The following is a 19,332-nucleotide window of genomic DNA, read 5'->3' as shown; positions in this document are numbered from 1 at the left end:
AAGCAGCAAGCATGACAACAACTACGCGGGTAACTAATGAAGTACTGATTGCCGTCGAACAGGTTAATAAAAGTTTCCCACTGCCAGAAGGCAAAGGAGAGTTTAGAGTTCTGCGCAACATCAATGTAACGGTTCGTGCAGGTGAAGTTGTAGCGTTGCTGGGACGTAGTGGTAGTGGGAAAAGCACCTTATTGCGGATTATGGCAGGCTTGATTCCACCAAGTGAAGGGCGCGTCATTAGCAATGGGAAACGTCTGCAAGGAGCTAATCAAGATGTTGCAATGGTCTTTCAGAGCTTTGCACTGCTACCTTGGCTGACGGTACAGGAAAACGTTGAACTAGGGCTGGACGCGCAAGGCGTGAGGCGGGAGCAGCGACGACAACGGGCACTCAAGGCAATTGACTTGGTGGGCTTGGATGGTTTTGAAAGTGCCTATCCCAAAGAGTTATCCGGTGGTATGAGGCAACGGGTTGGCTTTGCACGGGCATTTGTTCTGGAACCGCAAGTGCTGTTTATGGATGAGCCATTCAGTGCGCTGGATGTTCTGACATCTGAGAACCTACGGGGTGAAATCGACGACTTGTGGAATGCTGGAACCTTTCCGTCCAAAAGTATTTTGATTGTCACCCATAACATTGAGGAAGCCGTATTTCTTGCAGATCGAGTGATTATTCTGGGATCGAATCCGGGGCGCATTCGTGGTGAACTTGTCATTGATTTGCCACGCCCCCACGATCGCACGAACGCCCGCTTCAAAGCGTTGGTAGACTATATCTACACAGTCATGACCAACCCAGAAGCCGAAGTCACCGGAGAAGTCGCTGTGGCAGCCCCCACACCCGTACAAGCATCCAAATCGCCTTATGCTCAGTCGCTGCCGCATGTACGAGTTGGTGGTATAAGTGGTCTACTAGAACTGATTGTGGAGAAACCAGAAGGCAAGGAAGATATTCCCCGCTTGGCAGAACGAATTCAGCTAGAAGTGGATGATCTCCTGCCAATTCTTGATGGTGCTGTGATGCTTGGCTTTGCAGAAGTCACACAAGGGGATGTTAAGCTTACCGAAATTGGGCGCGACTTTGCCACCACAACTATTTTGCGAAGTAAAGACCTGTTCCGGCAGCAAGTACTGCAACGTGTGCCTATGTTGGTCAGTATACTACAGACACTGCGAGAAAAACAAAATGGGTCAATGCGAGCAGATTTCTTTCTAGATTTACTAGATGAACATTTTCCGCACGCAGAAGCTGAGCGACAATTTGCTACAGCAGTTGATTGGGGACGCTACGCAGAGCTGTTTGAATACGATGCTAGCGAAGAACGGCTTTATTTACCAGAGCCAGTGGCGGCACAAACTAGAGAAGAACTCTGAAAAATTTGCAGCACTGCAATTGTTGGCGTTAGGTGGCGAATGAGTTATGTGTGAATTACCCCGACTTGCCTTCGGCGCTCAGTCGGGGTTTCAAATTAATTCATGAATTTTCTTAGACGTACTCTTATAGAATCCTAAATCATAAGCCCTACGCGCACGCTACTTTGAACATGAGAAACAAGATCCCCGAGAACTTTTACGAAGTCGGGGATTTGTGGTTTTCAATTCTCACAAATCTGCGGAGGATTGCTATAGAATCCAAATATTCTATTCTAAAGAATAATTTTATTGATAGATTTAGCAATTTTCAAATTAAAACTTATGAGTTATTAGTGAGTTGTCAAACAGTACTACTAACTACTAACTTTCCCAGATTTTATTTGCAATTTGCATATATTTTGCACTCAAGATACTTGTCATAATTGCTGTTTTTCATTTTAAATTTCTCCTCGTTGCGAATTTTGAATTGGTCACCCACTTCCTCTTCCACAACTACACAAAGGTATGACGCTAAAATCATTTAACTATAGCAATCCTCCGCAGATTTGTGAAAATTACTTTTTAACGAACCGCAAAGGCGCAAAGAACGCGAAGTAAATAAAGAAGAAAGAATTTTACATTCGCGTAGCGTACCCGTTCGCCGCAGGCGTGCCGCAGGCATAGGGCTTATGATTTAGGGCTGCTATATATGTAAAGTATTGATAGGTAGAATTTTTGCACTATAAGGAGGTAATCCACTACCATAGCAGAAATTCATCTCCTATTCAGAAAATTCTCATCTTCAAAGCTTAATCTCTACAGCATGGAGCGCAAAAACCTTTATGTGCCGATTACTTGCTTACCTTGGTTCACCTGTTTCTCTAGAGCCTCTCCTGTACAAGCCTGAACACTCGCTTGTCGTTCAAAGCTATCAACCCCGCGAAATGCTCTCTGGAGTGGTGAATGCTGATGGCTTCGGTGTTGGTTGGTATCATCTTCAAAAGGATATCGAACCATTTACCTACAAAAGTACACTACCTATTTGGAATGACATTAACCTGCCAAGCCTCAGCCGCTACATTGAGTCAAGGTGTATGCTCGCTTATGTTCGTAGTGCAACAGCAGGTCAAGCACTCGATTTTAGTAATTGTCAGCCTTTTGAGTACCAACGTCTACTATTTACTCATAATGGTAGAATCGATAAGTTTCGACAGACACTATACAGACCAATACGCAGCCAGTTAAGCGATGAAATTTACCAGTGGATAAAGGGAACGACAGATTCAGAACATATTTTTGCTTTGCTGCTAAGCCAGTGGCAAGCTAACCCTGATAAAAGTTTAGAGCAGGTTTTACAAATAACGTTGCTTAAGCTTCAAGAATTAGCACAAAGTTATCAAACCCATGTCTTCGCTAATGTAATCATCAGTGATGGACATCGCCTTATTGCTTCTCGTTTTAGCACAAAATCACCTGCTCCCTCTCTGTACTGGACAGTTGATCATCCCACTTTCCCCAAGTCCGTAATCATTGCATCGGAACCGCTCTCTACTGGAAATTGGATTCCTTGCTCTGAAAATAGCATCATCAGTATTGGAGAAGACTGTGATATCCAAATTGCACAAATCTAGTTTAAAAGAAACATTTTTTCGTGCTTTTTCCCAATGTCGTGCCAAAACTCTGGCGTTATTTGACGGGATTGACGAAGCTACTTTTTGCTGTCAACCTCATGCCGACTTTAGCCCCATTGGATGGCATTTGGGGCATATTGCTTACACCGAGTCTTTATGGTTGCTAGAACGCAGTGCAGGTTTACCGTGTTTGTTCCCGCGATACCGCAAGCTCTTTGCAGCAGATGGTTTACCCAAAAAAGAGCGCGTCAAATTGCCAAATCTAGAGGAAATTCGTTATTACCTAGACACAGTCAGAGAAAAAGTTTGGCATTACTTGGAAGTAGCGGATGTAGAGCAACAAGAGCCTCTTTGGCGCTTTATACTTCAGCACGAAAGTCAACACAGCGAGATTATTTCTTTTGTTTTGGAATTGAGTAAGCAGGAGAGAGGAGAAAAGGACAAGGAAAAAGAGGAGCAACAGAGGGAGAGAGTCAGACACGGAGGGAAACTTCCCTCATTCCCTCACTCTCCCCATGATCTGAGCGAGATGATTCAAATTCCAGCAGGCGAATTTGAGATGGGTGATGATTCAGTTGATGCTTTGGATAACGAACAACCGCTGCACAGAGTCTATTTAGAGACTTACTCGATTGACCGCTACCCTGTTACTTGTGCGCAATATCAAGTATTTATGACAGCGGGAGGCTATCAAAATCCTGGTTGGTGGTCTAAAGCTGGCTGGGAATGGTTGCAAACTGAGCAAGTCACACAACCGCTCTACTGGTGCGAAAATCCCATGTCGAATAATCATCCAGTCTGTGGTGTTAGTTGGTACGAAGCAGAAGCCTACTCACGGTTTGTAGGTAAGCGGTTACCCACAGAAGCCGAATGGGAAAAAGCAGCGAGTTGGGATGCACAAGCTCATTGTCGTCGTATTTATCCTTGGGGAAATGAAGAACCAACGCTCAAGCATTGTAACCATGATAATTTCATAAGAAAAACAACGCCTGTAGATGCCTTTTCTATTGGGCAAAGCCCCTATGGTTTGTATGATGCTTTGGGAAATATCTGGGAGTGGACGAGTTCCTGGTTTGATGGCTACCCAGGTTTCCAAAGTTATCCTTACGTAGGGTACTCGCAAGTTTATTTTGACCAACAGCACCGTGTTTTAAAAGGTGGTAGTTGGGCAACTCGTCCTTGGACGCTGCGTTGTAGTTTTCGCAACTGGTATCATCCCTGCGTGCGCCAAATTTTAGCAGGTTTTCGCTGTGCTGCTGATTAGGCAATAGTTTGTAGTAGGGCTTAAGTGCTACTACAAACCCAATCCCTGTCAATTTTATGCAAAAATCCCAAAAGATAACAGTTACGCCTAATTAATCTTGCTCAGGCGTGATGTTATCGGGTATGGCTGTGTGTTTCACTGGCTCAGGTTGGAGGTTTGCACCCAAAAGCAACCGATCACACCAAGCAAACGGAGGTTGAATGTCAATATCTAAAGCTGCCAGCAACAAGGTAAGTTCTCAAAATACCGTGGAAACGCGCTTAAAAATTAAGCGTTTGTTGGAACCAACTAAAGTTGTTTCTCCTAGTGCTGGAAGTGATGTCGTTAAGGGATTAACTCAAAAACCCAAGTCGTTACCCCCGCGTTACTTCTACGACAACCTGGGTTCTGAGCTATTTGAGCAAATCTGTGAGTTACCAGAATATTACTTGACGCGAACGGAAACGTCAATTTTGCAACAGTACGCCCCGGAAATTGCTCAAATCACAGGTTCTTGCGAACTCGTGGAACTTGGCAGCGGGAGTTCTACCAAAACGCGCATTTTACTAGATGCGTATCATCAATTTGGCTACTTTCTGCACTATGTACCAATTGATGTCAGTGCAGGAATGTTGGAAAGCAGCGCTCTTGCGCTCCTGGGAGATTATCCTACATTACAAGTTCAAGCTCTGGCGGGAACTTACGAAATGGCACTGGCACAACTTGAACCTACTTCATTACCTACTAGGATGATTTGTTTTATCGGAAGTAGTTTGGGTAATTTGAATCCGCAAGAGTGTGATGTATTTTTCTCTCAAATTACAGATGCCCTGCAAGTGGGGGAGTTTTTCTTATTGGGGGTAGACTTGCAAAAGCCAAAACATTTGTTGTCAGCTGCCTATAATGACAGCCAAGGAGTGACTGCGGCGTTTAATCTCAATATGTTGCAGCATTTAAATCAGCTGTTTGAGGGCAATTTTGACACCACACAATTTGAACATTGGGCGTTTTACAACGAAACGGAAAACCAAATTGAGATGCATCTTAGGAGTTTGCTCCGGCAAACCGTTCAATTACATGCCCTGAACCTGACTGTTCATTTTGAAGCGGGCGAAACTATCCTCACTGAAATTTCGCGCAAATTTGACTTGAATGTTATCCAACAGGAGTTAAAAGCAAAGGGTTTAGTACCACAAAGAGTGTGGACTGATTCAAATCAATGGTTTGCTTTGTTACTGTGTCAAATGCAACCATCAACAGCAGTTTAACGGTGAGATGTAGTCAACTGATATAGCAATCATAAATCATAAGCTCTACGAGCACGCTACGGGGAGGCACTGCAGCACGCTCTGCGCTTACGTGAGAAACAAGAACCCCGACAACTTTTACGAAGTCGGGGTTCTGTGGCTTTCAATTCTCACAAATCAAATAAGATTGCTATATCTGGCATGATTATCATTTGTTGTCCCTGATTGCCAGTGATTTCAATCAATAGCAAATAGCTCAAGTCCTTTAAAGAGGAATAAACGCTTTAATACACGAATAAATCAGTCTATTTTGATGGACTTGAGCTATTTACTTAGAGTCAAAAGCCCGGGCGTGCAAGGGCGGTCATTCTGAAGAGCACAGGCTTTGAATAGATTTCGTGTCAAGTTTAAACTCTAAAAATCCAATTTCTCTATAAAACTGGTTTGTGTCTTTATACTTACATTATGAATAGTTGAGTTTAGCATAGTCAAATAGAATGACTATGTTAAATTTGTAATGGGTGCGTTATATGCAAAAAAAGCTGTTTAACTTGAGTTAAACAGCATTACCAAGAGTCAACTATCACCACTCAGCCTCAGCCATATTCTTATCGTTGAATAAGAGGCAGTGGAACAAAAGAATTCTGGAATTCGCCTGTAAGAACTTGCTGCACATAGCATAGACTTAGCTCAATCCGTTGCCAGCAATCAAGCGCTCCTCCAGAACTGCTGCCAAGTTCTTGTAAGTAGCAGCGATGATATTACCATGTGTAATGTCACGGCTAACCCCAATACCTGACAAAAGTATTGTTGAAATTAGGAGAAAAATTTCTAATGATTTAAGTGTCAAATCACACCTTGGTAGGGTCAAAAGTCCTGCCAGCTTGGTTTCATTCATCCAAAATTCAAAATCCCATGACACCAGCAGACCTCAAAGCCTACCTTAACAATCTGTTGAGCCAGAACCTGCTTCTCAGCACAATGATTTGGGGACCTCCTGGTATTGGTAAATCCAGCATCGTCGCGCAACTGGCTCGCAAACATCAAATTGACTTCATAGACGTGCGTCTCTCCCAACTGGCTCCCACTGACTTAAGGGGTTTGCCAGTGCCTGAGGACGGTGTGTCTAAGTGGTATCCACCGGAATTTCTGCCTTGTTCTGGCAGAGGGATTTTGTTTTTAGATGAACTAAATATGGCTCCTCCAGCAATGCAGGGTGTAGCTCAACAGCTGATTCTTGACCGCCGCGTTGGATCTTACACCCTACCAGAAGGTTGGTTCGTTTGGGCAGCAGGCAACCGTAAAGAAGACCGAGCGGCTGTATTTGATATGCCTTCTCCACTTGCGAATCGCTTTTTACATTTGCATGTTGAGCCGGACTTTCAAAGTTTCAAATCTTACGCTCTTTCCGCGAAAATTCACGAGCAAGTCATTGCTTTTCTTTCTTTCCGTACTACCCTACTACACAAACTTGATCCGCAGCAGCCTGCTTGGCCCTCTCCTCGCTCGTGGGAGATGGCAAGTCAGCTGCATACAGTTGGACTAGATATTGCTCCTGCTGTGGGAATAGCAACAGCTGCTGAGTTTAATGCTTACATCAAACTTTATGACAACCTGCCTAATTTAACTCAAATTTTTACAGGCAGAGGTGATGCCATCAAATTTCCGTCTGAACCTTCTGCGCGCTATGCCACAACTATTGGTTTAGCAATACGAGCGGCAGATGCTAACCAAGCTTACAATGCCTTTACTTGGATTTCTCAAGTAGCAGCAATGGAATGGGTACAGTTATTTGCTACAGACTTGTTTCGCACTATGCGAAGTAAAAAACAAATCGGTGCTTTGGCACAATTGGTACAAAAAGACCAGAATCTTCAAAAGTTTATTAAGGATTTTCAAGAGTTAATGGGTTTGTAGAATTTAGAATGCTGTTAATAGCAGGTAGAATATCTTGTTTGAGTAGATTTGTGCCAGTCTAAAAACTGTCTCTTGATAATTAACAGTTATCAGTTATCAGTTATCAGTTATCAGTTATCAGTTATCAGTTTCATGACGCTCGTTTAAGTTCCCCACGATACGTCCTTGCTGACTGTTCACCGTTCACAGATTTAACTACTGATTCCACACCGCAGCAATTAACTTGTTTCATTTTCAGTTACTGAGTAATAAAAATGGAATTTTTAATTTATATCATTAGTTGTACATGAAAAAACTAGGCAAGTATTTTTCTTGCCTAAAAACAAGAAAGTCATCTTGATAAATTGTTATGATTCTTGGAGAGTATGATGACAAAACAAAATTTTGCAGCAATGACTCGAAAAGAGTTACTGAATTTTCTGCTCGTATTTCTACATAATCAAGGATTTTATGCATACATAGTACAAAGTGGGCGCTAAATCTGCTACAAAATTTTATTCAGCATCACAATCAATATAGCAATCCGTTAAGGAGTTGTAAGATTATACTTTTCGCTTTTTCTTTCATCCCTTGGCGTCCTGTACGCTGAAGAGCGCGTCTACGTTTGAGATAGAACAGCTATAGATGAGTTGAAATATTTTCCCCAATTGTTGGAGGAATTCCGTCAAGAGTGAGAAAAAGCTCTTAAAATTAGGGATAGAAAGATGAAATTAGCAACAGAAACAAATAAGATTATTAGTGCCTCTATGCTGCGGGTGCGAATGAAGTCACCTTTTTTGGCAACTTTGGCGCTGTTTGCTCGCGTCATTTCGACTGAAAAAATTGCTACTGCAGCTACCGATGGAGAGGACATATTTATCAATCCCGATTTTGTGGCATCTCTTCCATCATCCCAAGTCGATGGTTTATTGTTACACGAAGTCTTACACGCTGCTCTGCTTCATATCCTCCGTCGTGGTGCTAGGGAACAAATGCAGTGGAACATTGCCGCAGATATTGTTGTCAATGGAATGATTGCTCAACAACATGGTTTTGAACTACCTGCGGGTGCTTTACGTGACCCAAAGCTAGAAAATTTGAGCGTCGAGGAGATTTATGAATTACTGCTGAAACAGAATAGGCGTTGTCTGAAGTGTGAAACAGACTTATTATATGAGCCATTGTATGGAACTTCTGCATCTAATGAATGTGGTGGTATTCTAGACCAGGCAAAACAAGCAGCTTTGGAAGCTTACTGGCGTAACGCCATGCAACAGGCGATCGCCGTAGCGCGGTCTAGCAACAGTCAGGGTAGCATACCAGCAGGATGGCAACGAGAACTGGGAGCGTTAAACCAAACGCAGCTCAACTGGCGTTCCTACCTATGGCGTTACTTAGTGCAAACACCAACAGATTTCACAGGCTTTGACCGCCGCTTTATTGGTCAACGGCTTTACCTAGAAGCGCTTGAAGGTGAAACGGTGCAGGTATTCGTGGCTGTAGATACAAGTGGTTCTGTAGGCGACCATGAGCTACGACTTTTCCTTAGCGAAGTTACAGGAATTATCGATGCTTACCCGCACTTAAAATGCCAACTTTATTATGCAGCAGCAGATGTCTACGGACCCTACAACCTGGCAATAAACAGCCAACTCCCGAAACCAATCGGCGGTGGCGGGACATCTTTTGTCCCCTTTTTTGAAACAGTTAGCGAGCAAGCTGACTGGCATAGCAGTGGTGTCTGTGTTTACCTCACGGATGGATACGGGACTTTTCCCCAACAACGTCCTGCTTTTCCTGTTTTGTGGGTAGTGACTCCCGGTGGGTTGGACTTAGAAGCATTTCCCTTTGGAGAAACCGTAAGGCTTTTAAGCTGTTAGCAATTCCCTATTTTCCCTTGCCCGCTCCCCTTCATAGAACGCAATGTCAGAAAAACCGAATTTTGTTTCTCAGTCTGAACTCCTTTCCATACTGGCTCAAGGTGTAGCGACTTGGAATGAGTTTAGGACGAGGAGTGTATATCCTGAGAGGATATATCTCAACCTAAGCAAGGTAAACCTGAGCGGCGCAAACCTCACAAAAGTGAACTTCAGAGAGGTGAATCTCAGTTGGGCAGACTTGAGAGGAGTGGATCTGAGTCAGGCTAAACTTTACAAAGCAAATCTCACTCATGCCAACTTAAGTGGTGCAAATTTATCTGGCGCAAATCTCAATGGCGCTATCTTGACTGGAGTTGTTCTGCAAGGAGCGAACCTTGATGGAGTGAACCTCAGCAGGACTGACTTGAGTGAATTTGATTTCAGTGAAACTCAGTTGCAAAAGGTGAATTTTTGCAAAGCCAACCTTAGTAGAGTCAACTTTAGGAAAGCGAACCTCAGCAAATCTCACTTAATCAAAGCCAACCTGCAACAAGTAGACTTTAGCGAAGCTGATTTAACTGGTGTCAACCTCAAAGGGTCTAATCTCGATAGAGCAAACCTGAGTGGGCTCAACCTTAGCCAGTTGAACTTGAGCCGAGCAGATTTACACGGCGCAAATCTCAAGGGTGCTAATCTCACAGCAGCCAACTTGAGTGGAGCAAACTTGTACAGAGCAAAACTCAACGGGTCAAAACTCAGCAAAGCTAATCTCATTCAGGCAAACTTACTAGATGCTGACTTAACTGGAACTGACTTGACAGGAGTGAATCTGAAAAACTCTGATCTGAGCGAATATAACCTTAGTGGATTTAATCTGAGTGGAATTAACTTAAGTGGTGCGAATCTGAGAAACGCCAATCTGAGTGAGGCGAACCTTATTGGAGCTGACTTAAGCGGAGCAAACCTATGGAATGCTAATCTCAGGAATGCTAATCTCTTAGGAACTGACTTGAGCAGGGCGGATCTTAGGTATGCCAACCTCTTAGGAGCAAATATCTTAGGAGCTGATCTGACTGCCGCAATTCTCCGGAGAGTGACAATGCCTAATGGTACAGTATATAACTGAGTGCCGGAGCGCGTTCTCCTCTAGGGTTGGAGAGGTTCCCTCGGTTGTAGGGACTGGCGTTGGGTTTCCCGCCTTGTAAGCCCTATTTCCTAAGCCCTGCGGGCATACTTCGTATAAGCGCTACGCGCACGCTTTGCGCTTACGGACATACTACGCGTGGTCGTAGGACGGACTAAGTAATCGTAACTATAACTAATAGCTGATGACCAAAAGGCAGATTTATCAATATATTATTTACTATTAACCAATCCAAAGTTCTTTCTTTTGGCGGTGTAGCTTAATGGCAAAGCACGTGTCTGCCAACACGAATGATAACCGTTTGATTCGGTTCACTGCCAACAGCAACGTAGTTCAAACAGGAGAATTCCTCGGTATACACCAGGAGATGCGGGTGCAAATCCCGTCGTTGCTTTGCGATCGCACACTTAGGCACTGTTCATTAATACCTCGACTTCATGAGCGATGCTTGTAGGTTTGCGAATAGATAATCCGTCTTCCTGCATTCCTTCAATATGAAATTCAATTGCTTCGGCAATTAAAGCTTGGACGTCCTCTATGCTTTCACCTACAGCCACCCAACCTGGTAAATCAGGGACATAAGCGCCGTAGCTGGTTTCTCCCTTTTCAATGACAACTAAATAACGCATCAGGCTTCATCCAATTGAGCTTAATAACTTCAGGTACTTTGATGCTACTTTTCTGCACAGTTGAAAATTATGTTACAGATAGAGTGCATTTCACTCAACCAATTGGACGATTACCTGGATTCACTGCATGAATCGACTCACTGCCTGAGATTGGAAAGCCTCGTTTATAACAGGCCTCATCTGGTTTCCCCCATCCTAAATGTAATATTATTTCCAAGAAGTTCGTATTTTCCCACTTCCATAAACTTGTCCATTCTGTTCTGTGAGCAATTCTATCTACATCAGCTTTTATAATTTGTTGATACGTTTTACCATGACTAAAACTTAAGTACAAGTCCATACCCACAGTGACTTCATTCCAAAATTCCAATATGGAATTTTTCGCCGCTTTTAATGTTTCTATGTCACTGGATAAAGCAATTAACTGAGCATCTACCTCTGGATAGCGCAAAGTTTTACCTTTAACAGTAACTTCACGCCAGACAATACCTGAAACTTGATGTTCCCTTTGGTATTCGTGAATGGTAGCTTTAAAATCTTGGTATGCCGTGAACTTTTGCAGTCCATCGGTTCTGATAAACTGGTCTATCAGAGGATTGCCAGAGACAGTGACTGCTAACTTGAGGCGTTTTCCTGTAAGGCAAGCTTCGCGTTCAGACCGCAGAATTTGGATTAGTTGCTCGGTAGTGTAAACTTTTGACATCAGAGGACACTCTATTCGTCATTAGTCATTAGTCAATAGTCATTATTTATTGAGTTACTTCTTCCTGACTTCCCATCTCCTCAGTTCTCAATAATTTTTAAATATTGTTCGTACAAATTATCCTTTAGAATTCATCGCTGTGTGGTATCTAATAAGACTAAATAACAGGGCAGACAAAATTTGTCTGCCCCACTAGTTACTTAGCTAACTCACTACTAAACTCATTGAACGATCGCCGCTTCAATTGCACGGATTCGGTACGAGGTAATAAATCAAACACTTCTCGAAACCTGTCGTCTATTTCCTCATAGGGAACTTGACCTTTTTTATTCAAAACAACCTCACCTGACTGATTGAACACGACAACTTGGGAACAGCCCCAGAGTAGTAATAACCGGGTTCCGTGGTGCTATAGGTTTGTTTGGCAGGGATAGTATCCACATTAACAGGTATAACTTCTGCTGCCCGACCGTAAAATTCTTGTACTGTTGAAATGACAATAGCATATTTCTTACTATCGCTGCTGTCATCTACATAGAAAGCCAAAAAGGTGGGTCTATGCTCCGCTAAAGCCTTTGCTAGCGTTGTTTTGGGAGGAACCAGTGAACCGTTACCCGCATAAACCACAAAAAGATTGCCGTCATATCTGTCATCATTAATACCAGCAAAGGCTGATTGCATATCTACAAATGACAGGCAACTAAGCAGCAGGAATATCGAGAAAAACCGCCGCCAGTTTGGAATGAGATTCTGTAAAAAGCGCCACTTTATGCAATTCATCAAAACGAACCTTCTCACGTCTATTTTTTTCTAAGTTTGTGCTGAATTTAGCAAACTGGGGTGGAAATAAGGGGACAAGGAGACAAGGAATAATGAGTCAACTAAAATGTCACCTGTACTCTATTATCTGTCATCGCCTCGACTGGCTATTTTGGCAACGATTCGCGAAAATACATGATTAAATTTGAAACTTAGAGTTACAAAGTAGTAACACTCAAGCATACTAGGGTACTGATGTGGGAAACAAAATTCAACTGATAGACAGGATACGATTGGCTTTTGCTGTGTCAGTCGCAAAAAGCGTCACTTTCGGAGTGCGATCGCTGCGCTTGGGTGCAGCTAGTGTTTTACCAGGTTCTCTGGCGCGTCGCATTGAACCCCGACTGTTGCAGTTATTAACTCAGCAAGTGAAGAACGGGGTGATTTTGATTGCTGGTACCAATGGTAAAACGACCACATCGCTACTTCTTGTCACGATTCTAGAACGCAAAGGGTATCGCGTTGCTCACAACTCTACAGGCGCGAATCTAGAAAACGGCTTAATGACTGCACTGTTGGAAAATACCAACTTAGTAGGCAAGCTGAATGTTGATTACGCTATTTTAGAAGTCGATGAAAATATCTTACCGAGGATTTTGACACCGATTCAGCCTCGGATTATTCTGTGCTTAAACCTGTTCCGCGACCAACTCGATAGGTATGGGGAAGTTGACACAATTAGCAAGCGCTGGACAAAAATTATTTCTACGCTTCCACCAGAAACAGTTGTTATTCCTAATGCTGATGACCCAACTTTATCTTATCTTGGTCAGCAGTTACCCCAACGGGTATTATTCTTTGGCTTAAATGAGCCAGAAAATTATCTAGATGAAATTCCTCACGCCGTTGATTCAATATTTTGTCCCAATTGCGGACACTCTTTAGATTACAAAGGTGTTTACTTGTCTCATTTAGGAGATTTCCAATGTCCTAAATGCGGCTTTAGTCGAAGTGAACCTAAGCTTGAGAGCAGCGAATTTCCCCAAATTCTTGTGGGTTTATACAACAAATATAATACTTTGGCAGCCGCTACTGCTGCTCGCGAGTTAGGAGTTGATGAAGCAACTATCCTGGATACGATTAACAATTTCCAAGCTGCATTTGGTCGTGCTGAAGACTTAGAAATTAACGGCAAACGGGTACGAATTTTATTGTCAAAAAATCCGGTAGGGACGAATGAAACAATTCGTGTCGTGACTCAAAGTCATGATAAAACGACACTGCTTGTATTGAATGACCGGACACCCGATGGCACTGATGTATCCTGGATTTGGGATGTAGATACAGAGAAATTGGTGGAACGGGGAGGGACTTTAGTTGTCAGTGGCGATCGCCTCTATGACATGGCGCTGCGTCTACGCTACAGCGAAAAAACTCCTGATAGTCATTTTAATTTAATTGTCGAAGAAGATTTACGGCAGGCAATTGCAACTGCCCTAGAACACACACCAGAAAATGAAACATTACACATTCTTCCTACTTATTCAGCCATGCTAGAAGTGCGAGAAGTCCTGACTGGTCGGAAGATTTTGTAATTAGAGGAAAAAGTGCCATGAAGCACATAGCTTTTGTCTCTACGGTGTTGGCTAGCTTTACAGCTTGCCAATTTTCTCAAAAAGTACCTACTTCTTATGCGCTCACAAAAGCCCAACCTATCTTATTAGCACAGAGAACACCTGCAAAACAGGTATCTTGTCGATTTGATGCATACATTATTGATAAAGATCCCCAAGGTTTGAATGTGCGTTCTAGTCCTGGTTCCAACCAGCCCGTCATTGCTAAGATCCCCACAAACACTGAAGGTGTGATTGCGACTGTTAGCGCTTGTCAAGGCGATTGGGTACAAATAAGTCAAGCCGAAACTATAGGAGGAAAAGCTGTATTTTCGGGTAAAAAAGGATGGGTTTATGCTCCCTTGTTAGGGACTAGCACTCGCGGCTATGGTAGCAAGGGCGGCGTTTTTGTTCATGCTAGCCCTAGTAACCAAAGCCGCAAGTTAGGAAAAATTCCTGCAACGACTGAGGTGAAGCTTTTGGGCGGGAATGGACAATGGGCGTTTGTTGAATACAAAAACTTGAAAGGATGGTTAGCACCAGAAGAGCAATGTGGCAATCCTGTGACTACCTGTCCCTAAAGAAAAATCATAAGTGAGAAGTTAGGAGTTAAGAGATATGAGTGATCAACAGTATGAGTTAACAATTGGGTGGCTGTATCCAAAGCTGATGAGTACTTACGGTGACAGAGGTAATGTCATCTGTATAGAACGCCGTAGTCAGTGGCGAGGATACGATGTTAAAGTCTTACCTTTAGATCAAAGTGGTACAGTGACTGATATTCGTTCGGTAGATGTGATTGTCGGTGGTGGCGCACAAGATCGTCAGCAAGAAATAGTTATGCGCGATTTGCAAGGAGCAAAGGCGGAAGCAATACGCGAGAAGATTGAAAATGGAACTCCAGGAGTGTTTACCTGTGGTTCACCTCAGTTGTTGGGACACTATTATGAACCAGCTTTTGGACAGCGGATTGAAGGCTTGGGGATATTAGATTTGGTGTCCGTGCATCCTGGGGAAAATGTCCGTCGCTGTATTGGCAATTTGGTCATAGAAGTGACAGCGACTCGTCTGGCGCGGGACTTGGAAGAGATGACGGGTAGCAAACCATATTTGATTGGTTTTGAAAATCACGGCGGACGCACCAAGCTGGGAAAAGTGGAAGCACTGGGGCGTGTAGCGTACGGGTTGGGTAACAATGGCGAAGATGGGACAGAAGGAGCATTTTATCAGAATGCCATAGCTACCTATTCCCACGGTCCTCTGTTACCGAAAAATCCCTTTGTCGCTGACTGGCTGATTCAAACAGCGTTGCGACTGAAGTATCAACAGCCTATCACTCTATCATCGCTGGATGATCCCCTTGCTATGCAAGCGCGGGAGGCTATGTTTAAGCGGTTGAAGGTTAATGTCCCAACTCTTGTGCAATGAGAGGGATTTGACTTCGGGTTAAAGACGTTTCTCACTTGCTCTGATGGCTCTAGTATTGAATCACCGCAATTCTTCAAGCAGTCTCTCAACGCCATTAAGAAAGCTAGCAGACAGCATTCCAAAAAGTTGAAAGGGTCAGCTAACCGAGAACGGGCAAGAAAAAATCTGGTACGCAAGTACGAGGAAATTTCTAATGCTAGACGTGATAGGTGAGTGGAAGTTAGCCCACGACCTAACTAGTAGGTTCGATGTGCTGTGCTTTGAAACCTTGAACCTTAAAGGAATGCAACGCCTTTGGGGACGCAAAATATCAGACCTAGCTTTTGGGGAATTTCTACAAATTTTAGAGTGGATTGCCAAAAAGAAAGGCAAGCAGGTCATATTTATAGATCAATGGTATCCGTCTAGCAAAACTTGTTCTAGTTGTGGACACGTTCTAGAAAAGCTGGATTTGTCCGTCAGAGAGTGGCGTTGTCCGTCCTGTGAGTTGGTGAATGGGAGGGACGAGAACGCAGCTAAAAATATTTGTGCAGTTGGGGCAACAAAAACGCTGGGTTAGGCGATGTAGACGGGCTGCGCCTGCAATTGCTGTTTGAGCCTAGAATCCCTGCCCTACAAGGGCAGGGAGTATGTCAAGATTATTACTTTTTTGCCAAAACGGGTAATACCATTTTACGAAAAGGATGATACAAATCGGTAGTGTAGAGACGCGCTGAATGAAAGCGTCTTTACAGAATTTCAATGTATCGCGATTAACGTGAAATGGTATAACCCACGCCAGTTGCTTCAACGGGGGGAACCCCCAAGGGCGCACTGGCTCCCCTTCTCAAAGTCCTCCTTTTTAAGGAGGATTTAGGAGGATCTAAAATTTTGGGTAGCTCAGCCACCACTTTTAAAACATCCTCTAAGGTACGAAAAGTAACGAAAAATCATGAAAAACGTACTAAGAACTAATGACTAATGACTTCGATTTCCCCCCGGCTTTTTATGAAACTGCAACGTTGTGATAGTTTCATAGCCGGGGGATGAGTTAAAAAATCCTCATTATTTTCTCATTTTCTATATGTATTTTTAACTTAAAACTTGTAATTGACACGAACTCATGCATCTTAAAAAAGAGTTGAAAGCGAAGATTGGACTCAAACTACATAATCAATTTTTTGGCGTAAGTTCTGGCTAAGATTATCAAGTAAATTCTTACGGTATTACCTTAAGTACAGAAGCATCTTTGTCCCAAGCCAAATCATTTGTATAAAATAAAGTTTTTATTTTTTTTGGCTCCAATTTTTAAGTTTTTTTTGCAATTTGTCTGAATATTCAAGATTTTTGGGTATGAGTAAATCTGATAATCCGGTTGCATGGTTTTTGGGTGTTGGCATAACGTTTGGTCTGCTGGCCTGGGTTACTTTTGCGTTGACAGAGCAACTAAGTTCCAAATTGATTAAAGGTGTAGAAAATCAAATAGAAAATAAATCCGAGAAAGTTTTATTTACCATTTTGGGAGACACCTTCAGTGGTTACAGTACTTTCCGTAGTGCAGCGTTTCAGACCGCAGTGGAACAAGTTGGTTTAAGCCTGCGTTATGAAGATGAGTTCGATCAGGCTAAAAGAACTCAGCGTTTGAATAAGGGAGAAGCTGACTTACTGGTAACGACTCTAGATCAGTTTCTTAAACAAAAGCCCGAGGGAAAAATTGTCGGGTTGATTGACCGCACTGTAGGTGCAGATGCAGTTGTTTTAAATACTAAAAAGTATCCCAATCTGAAGTCGCTGATGGATCTGACTCCGTTGGTACTGCAAGTACAAGAAAAGGGACAGCAGTTAGGAATTACCTTTGCTGGTGAGACACCCAGCGAGTACCTGTTGGAACTGATTGTAAGTAGCAAATTTGAGGCGTTTAAGCTGTCAAACTTCCAAATAACTAAAGTGCAAGATGCTTCTGATGCTTGGAAGCTATTGCAAGATCCCAATCAAAATATAGCAGTAGCCGTTATTTGGGAACCTTTTGTCACCCAAGCGCGGCAGAAAGGGTACAAGGTTATATTATCTAGCAAAGATGCACCGCAAGCAATTGTAGATGTGGTTGTTGCTTCCAACCGTCTCATCGAGTCTCAACCAGAGAAGATTTCAGAATTACTCGGAGTTTACTACCGCCACATAGATGTCAGTGTCCGCACCCCGAACCAGTTGCAGGCACAAATTGCTGCGGATGGCAAACTATCTGCAAGTGACGCAGCAGCAGTTTTGCAGGGTATAGAGTTTTTTACCTCTGTTGAAGCCCAAAAGTGGTTCGTAGATGGAACTCTAGATAAGCGAATTCGCTCTACAGCAGCGGTGCTGACGCTGACAGGCAAACTGAATCAGGTTCCCCAAAACCCCAAGGATTTGTATACCTCTGAATTCATTGCTAAGGCGACAACTAATAAGCAAAAGCTGATTGACTTGGTGCGTGCTGATAACCTGGAACTAACACAGAAACTGGAAAGCAAAACAGAGAAAACTTTTGCTTCTACTGTCGATGCTGACAAGATTAAAACTGCTCCTGGTATCGGTAACTTACAAGTACAAGGAGAAATCAAATTTGCAACTAACTCCTCAGAACTCACAGATGAGGGTAAGCAAACGCTGAATAAGCTGGCTGAAAGGATTGCAGAATTCAACGAGAAAACTGTTGCTGTCAGGGTGATTGGTCATACTTCTAAGTTTGGCGATGTTAACATTGACCAAACCATTAGTGAACAACGAGTACAGGCGGTAGCTAACTATCTGCGATCGCGGGGTCTCAAGCATAAAATTGTAGCTGTAAGAGAAGGCTCTAGCAAAGCACTACCTAGCGTTGCTGCTAAAGACGAACGCAACCAACCTACAGCAATTCACCTAGTTCGCGTCAATTAGGAGAGTGAAAAAAAGTAGGGTGTCAATCCCGCTAACGCAGCAATCCACTAAGGCAAGGAGCTATTTTAGGCTGCAAACCATTCAGAAAATCGAGAAGGGTTGCTAAACCATCAAGCTTCGCCATTAGCTAACCGCTCCAGTGCAGCAGTGAAAGCCTCTGTACCAACCATTTTTGATTGACTTAGGGCAACTTCAGCAGCTTGACCTAAAACCATATCCTCTAATTCTCTGAGCCGATCAATCAATTGCTGGTAGCTCTCAGCCGACATAATCACATGGCTAGGTCGTGATTGCTTTGTCAGTAAAACTGGCTCAATAGCAGCCTTATCAAAAACCTCACTGTCTTTGTTGCGAGCATCTGTGAGAGTGTAGGTCTGCATAGTCTGAGTTAATATTGATTATGACTATTTTGTACATTTTCTCTATTATGACTATTTTGTATATTTTGTCTATATTGATTTTAGTAGATTAATTGCACCGCCAAATCTTGATAATTCGTGCTGCTACTTTTACCAGTGAATCATAAACATTTTCGGGTATTTCTAACTTTAAAATATGATTCATTGTCTTGATTGTGACAATATACTACTTGAGACTAACTACTAGCTTGAATCCCAAGGAATCCAGTAGCGCCACCAAGCTGTAAATTTCAGCACCGCTGCTTTGCGATAAGATACTACTCAAGTTTTCCCAGCTCAAGTTTGCCTGATCTGAGAGATTGTTTGTTCTCAATCGTGCATCGATAACATCTTTTAGCGCTGATGCTAATAATTCAGGTTCAGGATTTTCTGCTTCTAGAATTGCCTCAATATAAGCAGCAGCCTCTTCAGAGTCTTTGAGAGATTCTATCAGATAGTCCTGATAGCTATCACTGGTCGCTATTTTCACTCTCTTCATAGTCTGCCCAATACTCCTGAGCCTTACGAATATCTT

The 19,332-nt window shown here is 43.0% G+C and carries 16 protein-coding genes, 2 tRNA genes and 2 pseudogenes; 14 read left to right on the top strand and 6 right to left on the bottom strand.

What is annotated here, in order from left to right; all coding sequences use genetic code 11:
- Window positions 1-11: 11 nt before the first annotated feature.
- The 4 genes from V5G28_RS21385 to egtD all read left to right on the top strand — a co-directional run bounded on the left by V5G28_RS21385 (window position 12) and on the right by egtD (window position 5,494).
- Window positions 12-1,373 carry an ABC transporter ATP-binding protein gene (locus V5G28_RS21385; protein WP_332990857.1) on the top strand — a complete coding sequence of 454 codons (1,362 nt, stop codon included), beginning with the start codon at window positions 12-14 and terminating at the stop codon, window positions 1,371-1,373.
- Window positions 1,374-2,194: 821 nt separating this feature from the next.
- Window positions 2,195-2,983: an ergothioneine biosynthesis protein EgtC gene (egtC, locus tag V5G28_RS21380; RefSeq protein ID WP_332990855.1), complete on the top strand. Its 789-nt coding sequence runs from the start codon at window positions 2,195-2,197 to the stop codon at window positions 2,981-2,983.
- On the top strand, window positions 2,958-4,247 hold the full coding sequence (gene egtB / locus V5G28_RS21375) for an ergothioneine biosynthesis protein EgtB (protein WP_332990853.1): 1,290 nt from the start codon (window positions 2,958-2,960) through the stop codon (window positions 4,245-4,247). The genes egtC and egtB overlap by 26 nt, the downstream gene beginning before the upstream one ends.
- A 200-nt stretch (window positions 4,248-4,447) precedes the next feature.
- On the top strand, window positions 4,448-5,494 hold the full coding sequence (egtD, locus tag V5G28_RS21370; RefSeq protein WP_332990851.1) for an L-histidine N(alpha)-methyltransferase: 1,047 nt from the start codon (window positions 4,448-4,450) through the stop codon (window positions 5,492-5,494).
- Between the two features lie 664 nt (window positions 5,495-6,158).
- Here the strand turns inward: egtD and V5G28_RS21365 are convergent.
- Entirely contained in the window at window positions 6,159-6,371 is a 213-nt protein-coding gene (locus V5G28_RS21365; protein ID WP_336231282.1) for a hypothetical protein, read from the bottom strand.
- Between the two features lie 17 nt (window positions 6,372-6,388).
- On the opposite strand from V5G28_RS21365, the gene V5G28_RS21360 reads away from it, so the two are divergent.
- The 5 genes from V5G28_RS21360 to V5G28_RS21340 all read left to right on the top strand — a co-directional run bounded on the left by V5G28_RS21360 (window position 6,389) and on the right by V5G28_RS21340 (window position 10,766).
- Window positions 6,389-7,390, top strand: a complete 1,002-nt coding sequence (locus tag V5G28_RS21360) for a MoxR family ATPase (RefSeq protein WP_332990847.1) — start codon at window positions 6,389-6,391, stop codon at window positions 7,388-7,390.
- Between the two features lie 704 nt (window positions 7,391-8,094).
- Complete coding sequence (locus V5G28_RS21355; RefSeq protein WP_332990844.1) at window positions 8,095-9,249, top strand: vWA domain-containing protein; 1,155 nt, start codon at window positions 8,095-8,097, stop codon at window positions 9,247-9,249.
- A gap of 43 nt (window positions 9,250-9,292) precedes the next feature.
- Complete coding sequence (locus V5G28_RS21350; protein WP_332990842.1) at window positions 9,293-10,354, top strand: pentapeptide repeat-containing protein; 1,062 nt, start codon at window positions 9,293-9,295, stop codon at window positions 10,352-10,354.
- Window positions 10,355-10,620: 266 nt separating this feature from the next.
- A tRNA-OTHER gene (locus V5G28_RS21345) sits at window positions 10,621-10,692 on the top strand.
- Window positions 10,693-10,694: 2 nt separating this feature from the next.
- Window positions 10,695-10,766, top strand: a tRNA-Val gene (locus tag V5G28_RS21340).
- A 13-nt stretch (window positions 10,767-10,779) separates the two neighbouring features.
- Here V5G28_RS21340 and V5G28_RS21335 read toward each other — a convergent pair.
- The 3 genes and pseudogenes from V5G28_RS21335 to V5G28_RS21325 all read right to left on the bottom strand — a co-directional run bounded on the left by V5G28_RS21335 (window position 10,780) and on the right by V5G28_RS21325 (window position 12,484).
- Window positions 10,780-11,001, bottom strand: coding sequence for a type II toxin-antitoxin system HicB family antitoxin (locus V5G28_RS21335; protein WP_332990840.1), 222 nt, complete (start codon window positions 10,999-11,001; stop codon window positions 10,780-10,782).
- Window positions 11,002-11,095: 94 nt separating this feature from the next.
- Window positions 11,096-11,704 (bottom strand): hypothetical protein, encoded by a 609-nt coding sequence (locus tag V5G28_RS21330; RefSeq protein WP_332990838.1) that lies wholly within the window; start codon window positions 11,702-11,704, stop codon window positions 11,096-11,098.
- Between the two features lie 196 nt (window positions 11,705-11,900).
- A pseudogene (locus V5G28_RS21325) lies at window positions 11,901-12,484 on the bottom strand (thylakoid membrane photosystem I accumulation factor).
- 236 nt (window positions 12,485-12,720) lie between these two features.
- Between V5G28_RS21325 and V5G28_RS21320 the strand changes: the two are divergent.
- The 5 genes and pseudogenes from V5G28_RS21320 (at window position 12,721) to V5G28_RS21300 (ending at window position 18,399) form a co-directional block, all read left to right on the top strand.
- Complete coding sequence (locus V5G28_RS21320; protein WP_332990835.1) at window positions 12,721-14,058, top strand: Mur ligase family protein; 1,338 nt, start codon at window positions 12,721-12,723, stop codon at window positions 14,056-14,058.
- A 17-nt stretch (window positions 14,059-14,075) separates the two neighbouring features.
- Window positions 14,076-14,657 carry an SH3 domain-containing protein gene (locus tag V5G28_RS21315; protein WP_332990833.1) on the top strand — a complete coding sequence of 194 codons (582 nt, stop codon included), beginning with the start codon at window positions 14,076-14,078 and terminating at the stop codon, window positions 14,655-14,657.
- A 37-nt stretch (window positions 14,658-14,694) separates the two neighbouring features.
- On the top strand, window positions 14,695-15,504 hold the full coding sequence (locus tag V5G28_RS21310; protein WP_332990830.1) for a type 1 glutamine amidotransferase: 810 nt from the start codon (window positions 14,695-14,697) through the stop codon (window positions 15,502-15,504).
- 3 nt (window positions 15,505-15,507) lie between these two features.
- A pseudogene (locus V5G28_RS21305) lies at window positions 15,508-16,100 on the top strand (RNA-guided endonuclease InsQ/TnpB family protein); the annotation flags it as partial.
- 736 nt (window positions 16,101-16,836) lie between these two features.
- Window positions 16,837-18,399 (top strand): OmpA family protein, encoded by a 1,563-nt coding sequence (locus V5G28_RS21300; RefSeq protein WP_332990828.1) that lies wholly within the window; start codon window positions 16,837-16,839, stop codon window positions 18,397-18,399.
- 110 nt (window positions 18,400-18,509) lie between these two features.
- On the opposite strand, the gene V5G28_RS21295 is transcribed toward V5G28_RS21300, so the two are convergent.
- Entirely contained in the window at window positions 18,510-18,779 is a 270-nt protein-coding gene (locus V5G28_RS21295) for a type II toxin-antitoxin system Phd/YefM family antitoxin (protein WP_332990826.1), read from the bottom strand.
- 205 nt (window positions 18,780-18,984) lie between these two features.
- On the bottom strand, window positions 18,985-19,332 hold a 348-nt coding region (locus V5G28_RS21290), incomplete at its 5' end, for a helix-turn-helix domain-containing transcriptional regulator (protein ID WP_336231281.1).

The organism is Scytonema sp. PRP1, from assembly GCF_036697665.2.
In the GTDB taxonomy this organism is placed as follows: Bacteria; Cyanobacteriota; Cyanobacteriia; order Cyanobacteriales; family Nostocaceae; genus Kalymmatonema; species Kalymmatonema gypsitolerans.
Note: the sequence above shows the minus strand (reverse complement) of the source record. Positions and strands in the feature narration are given on the sequence as shown.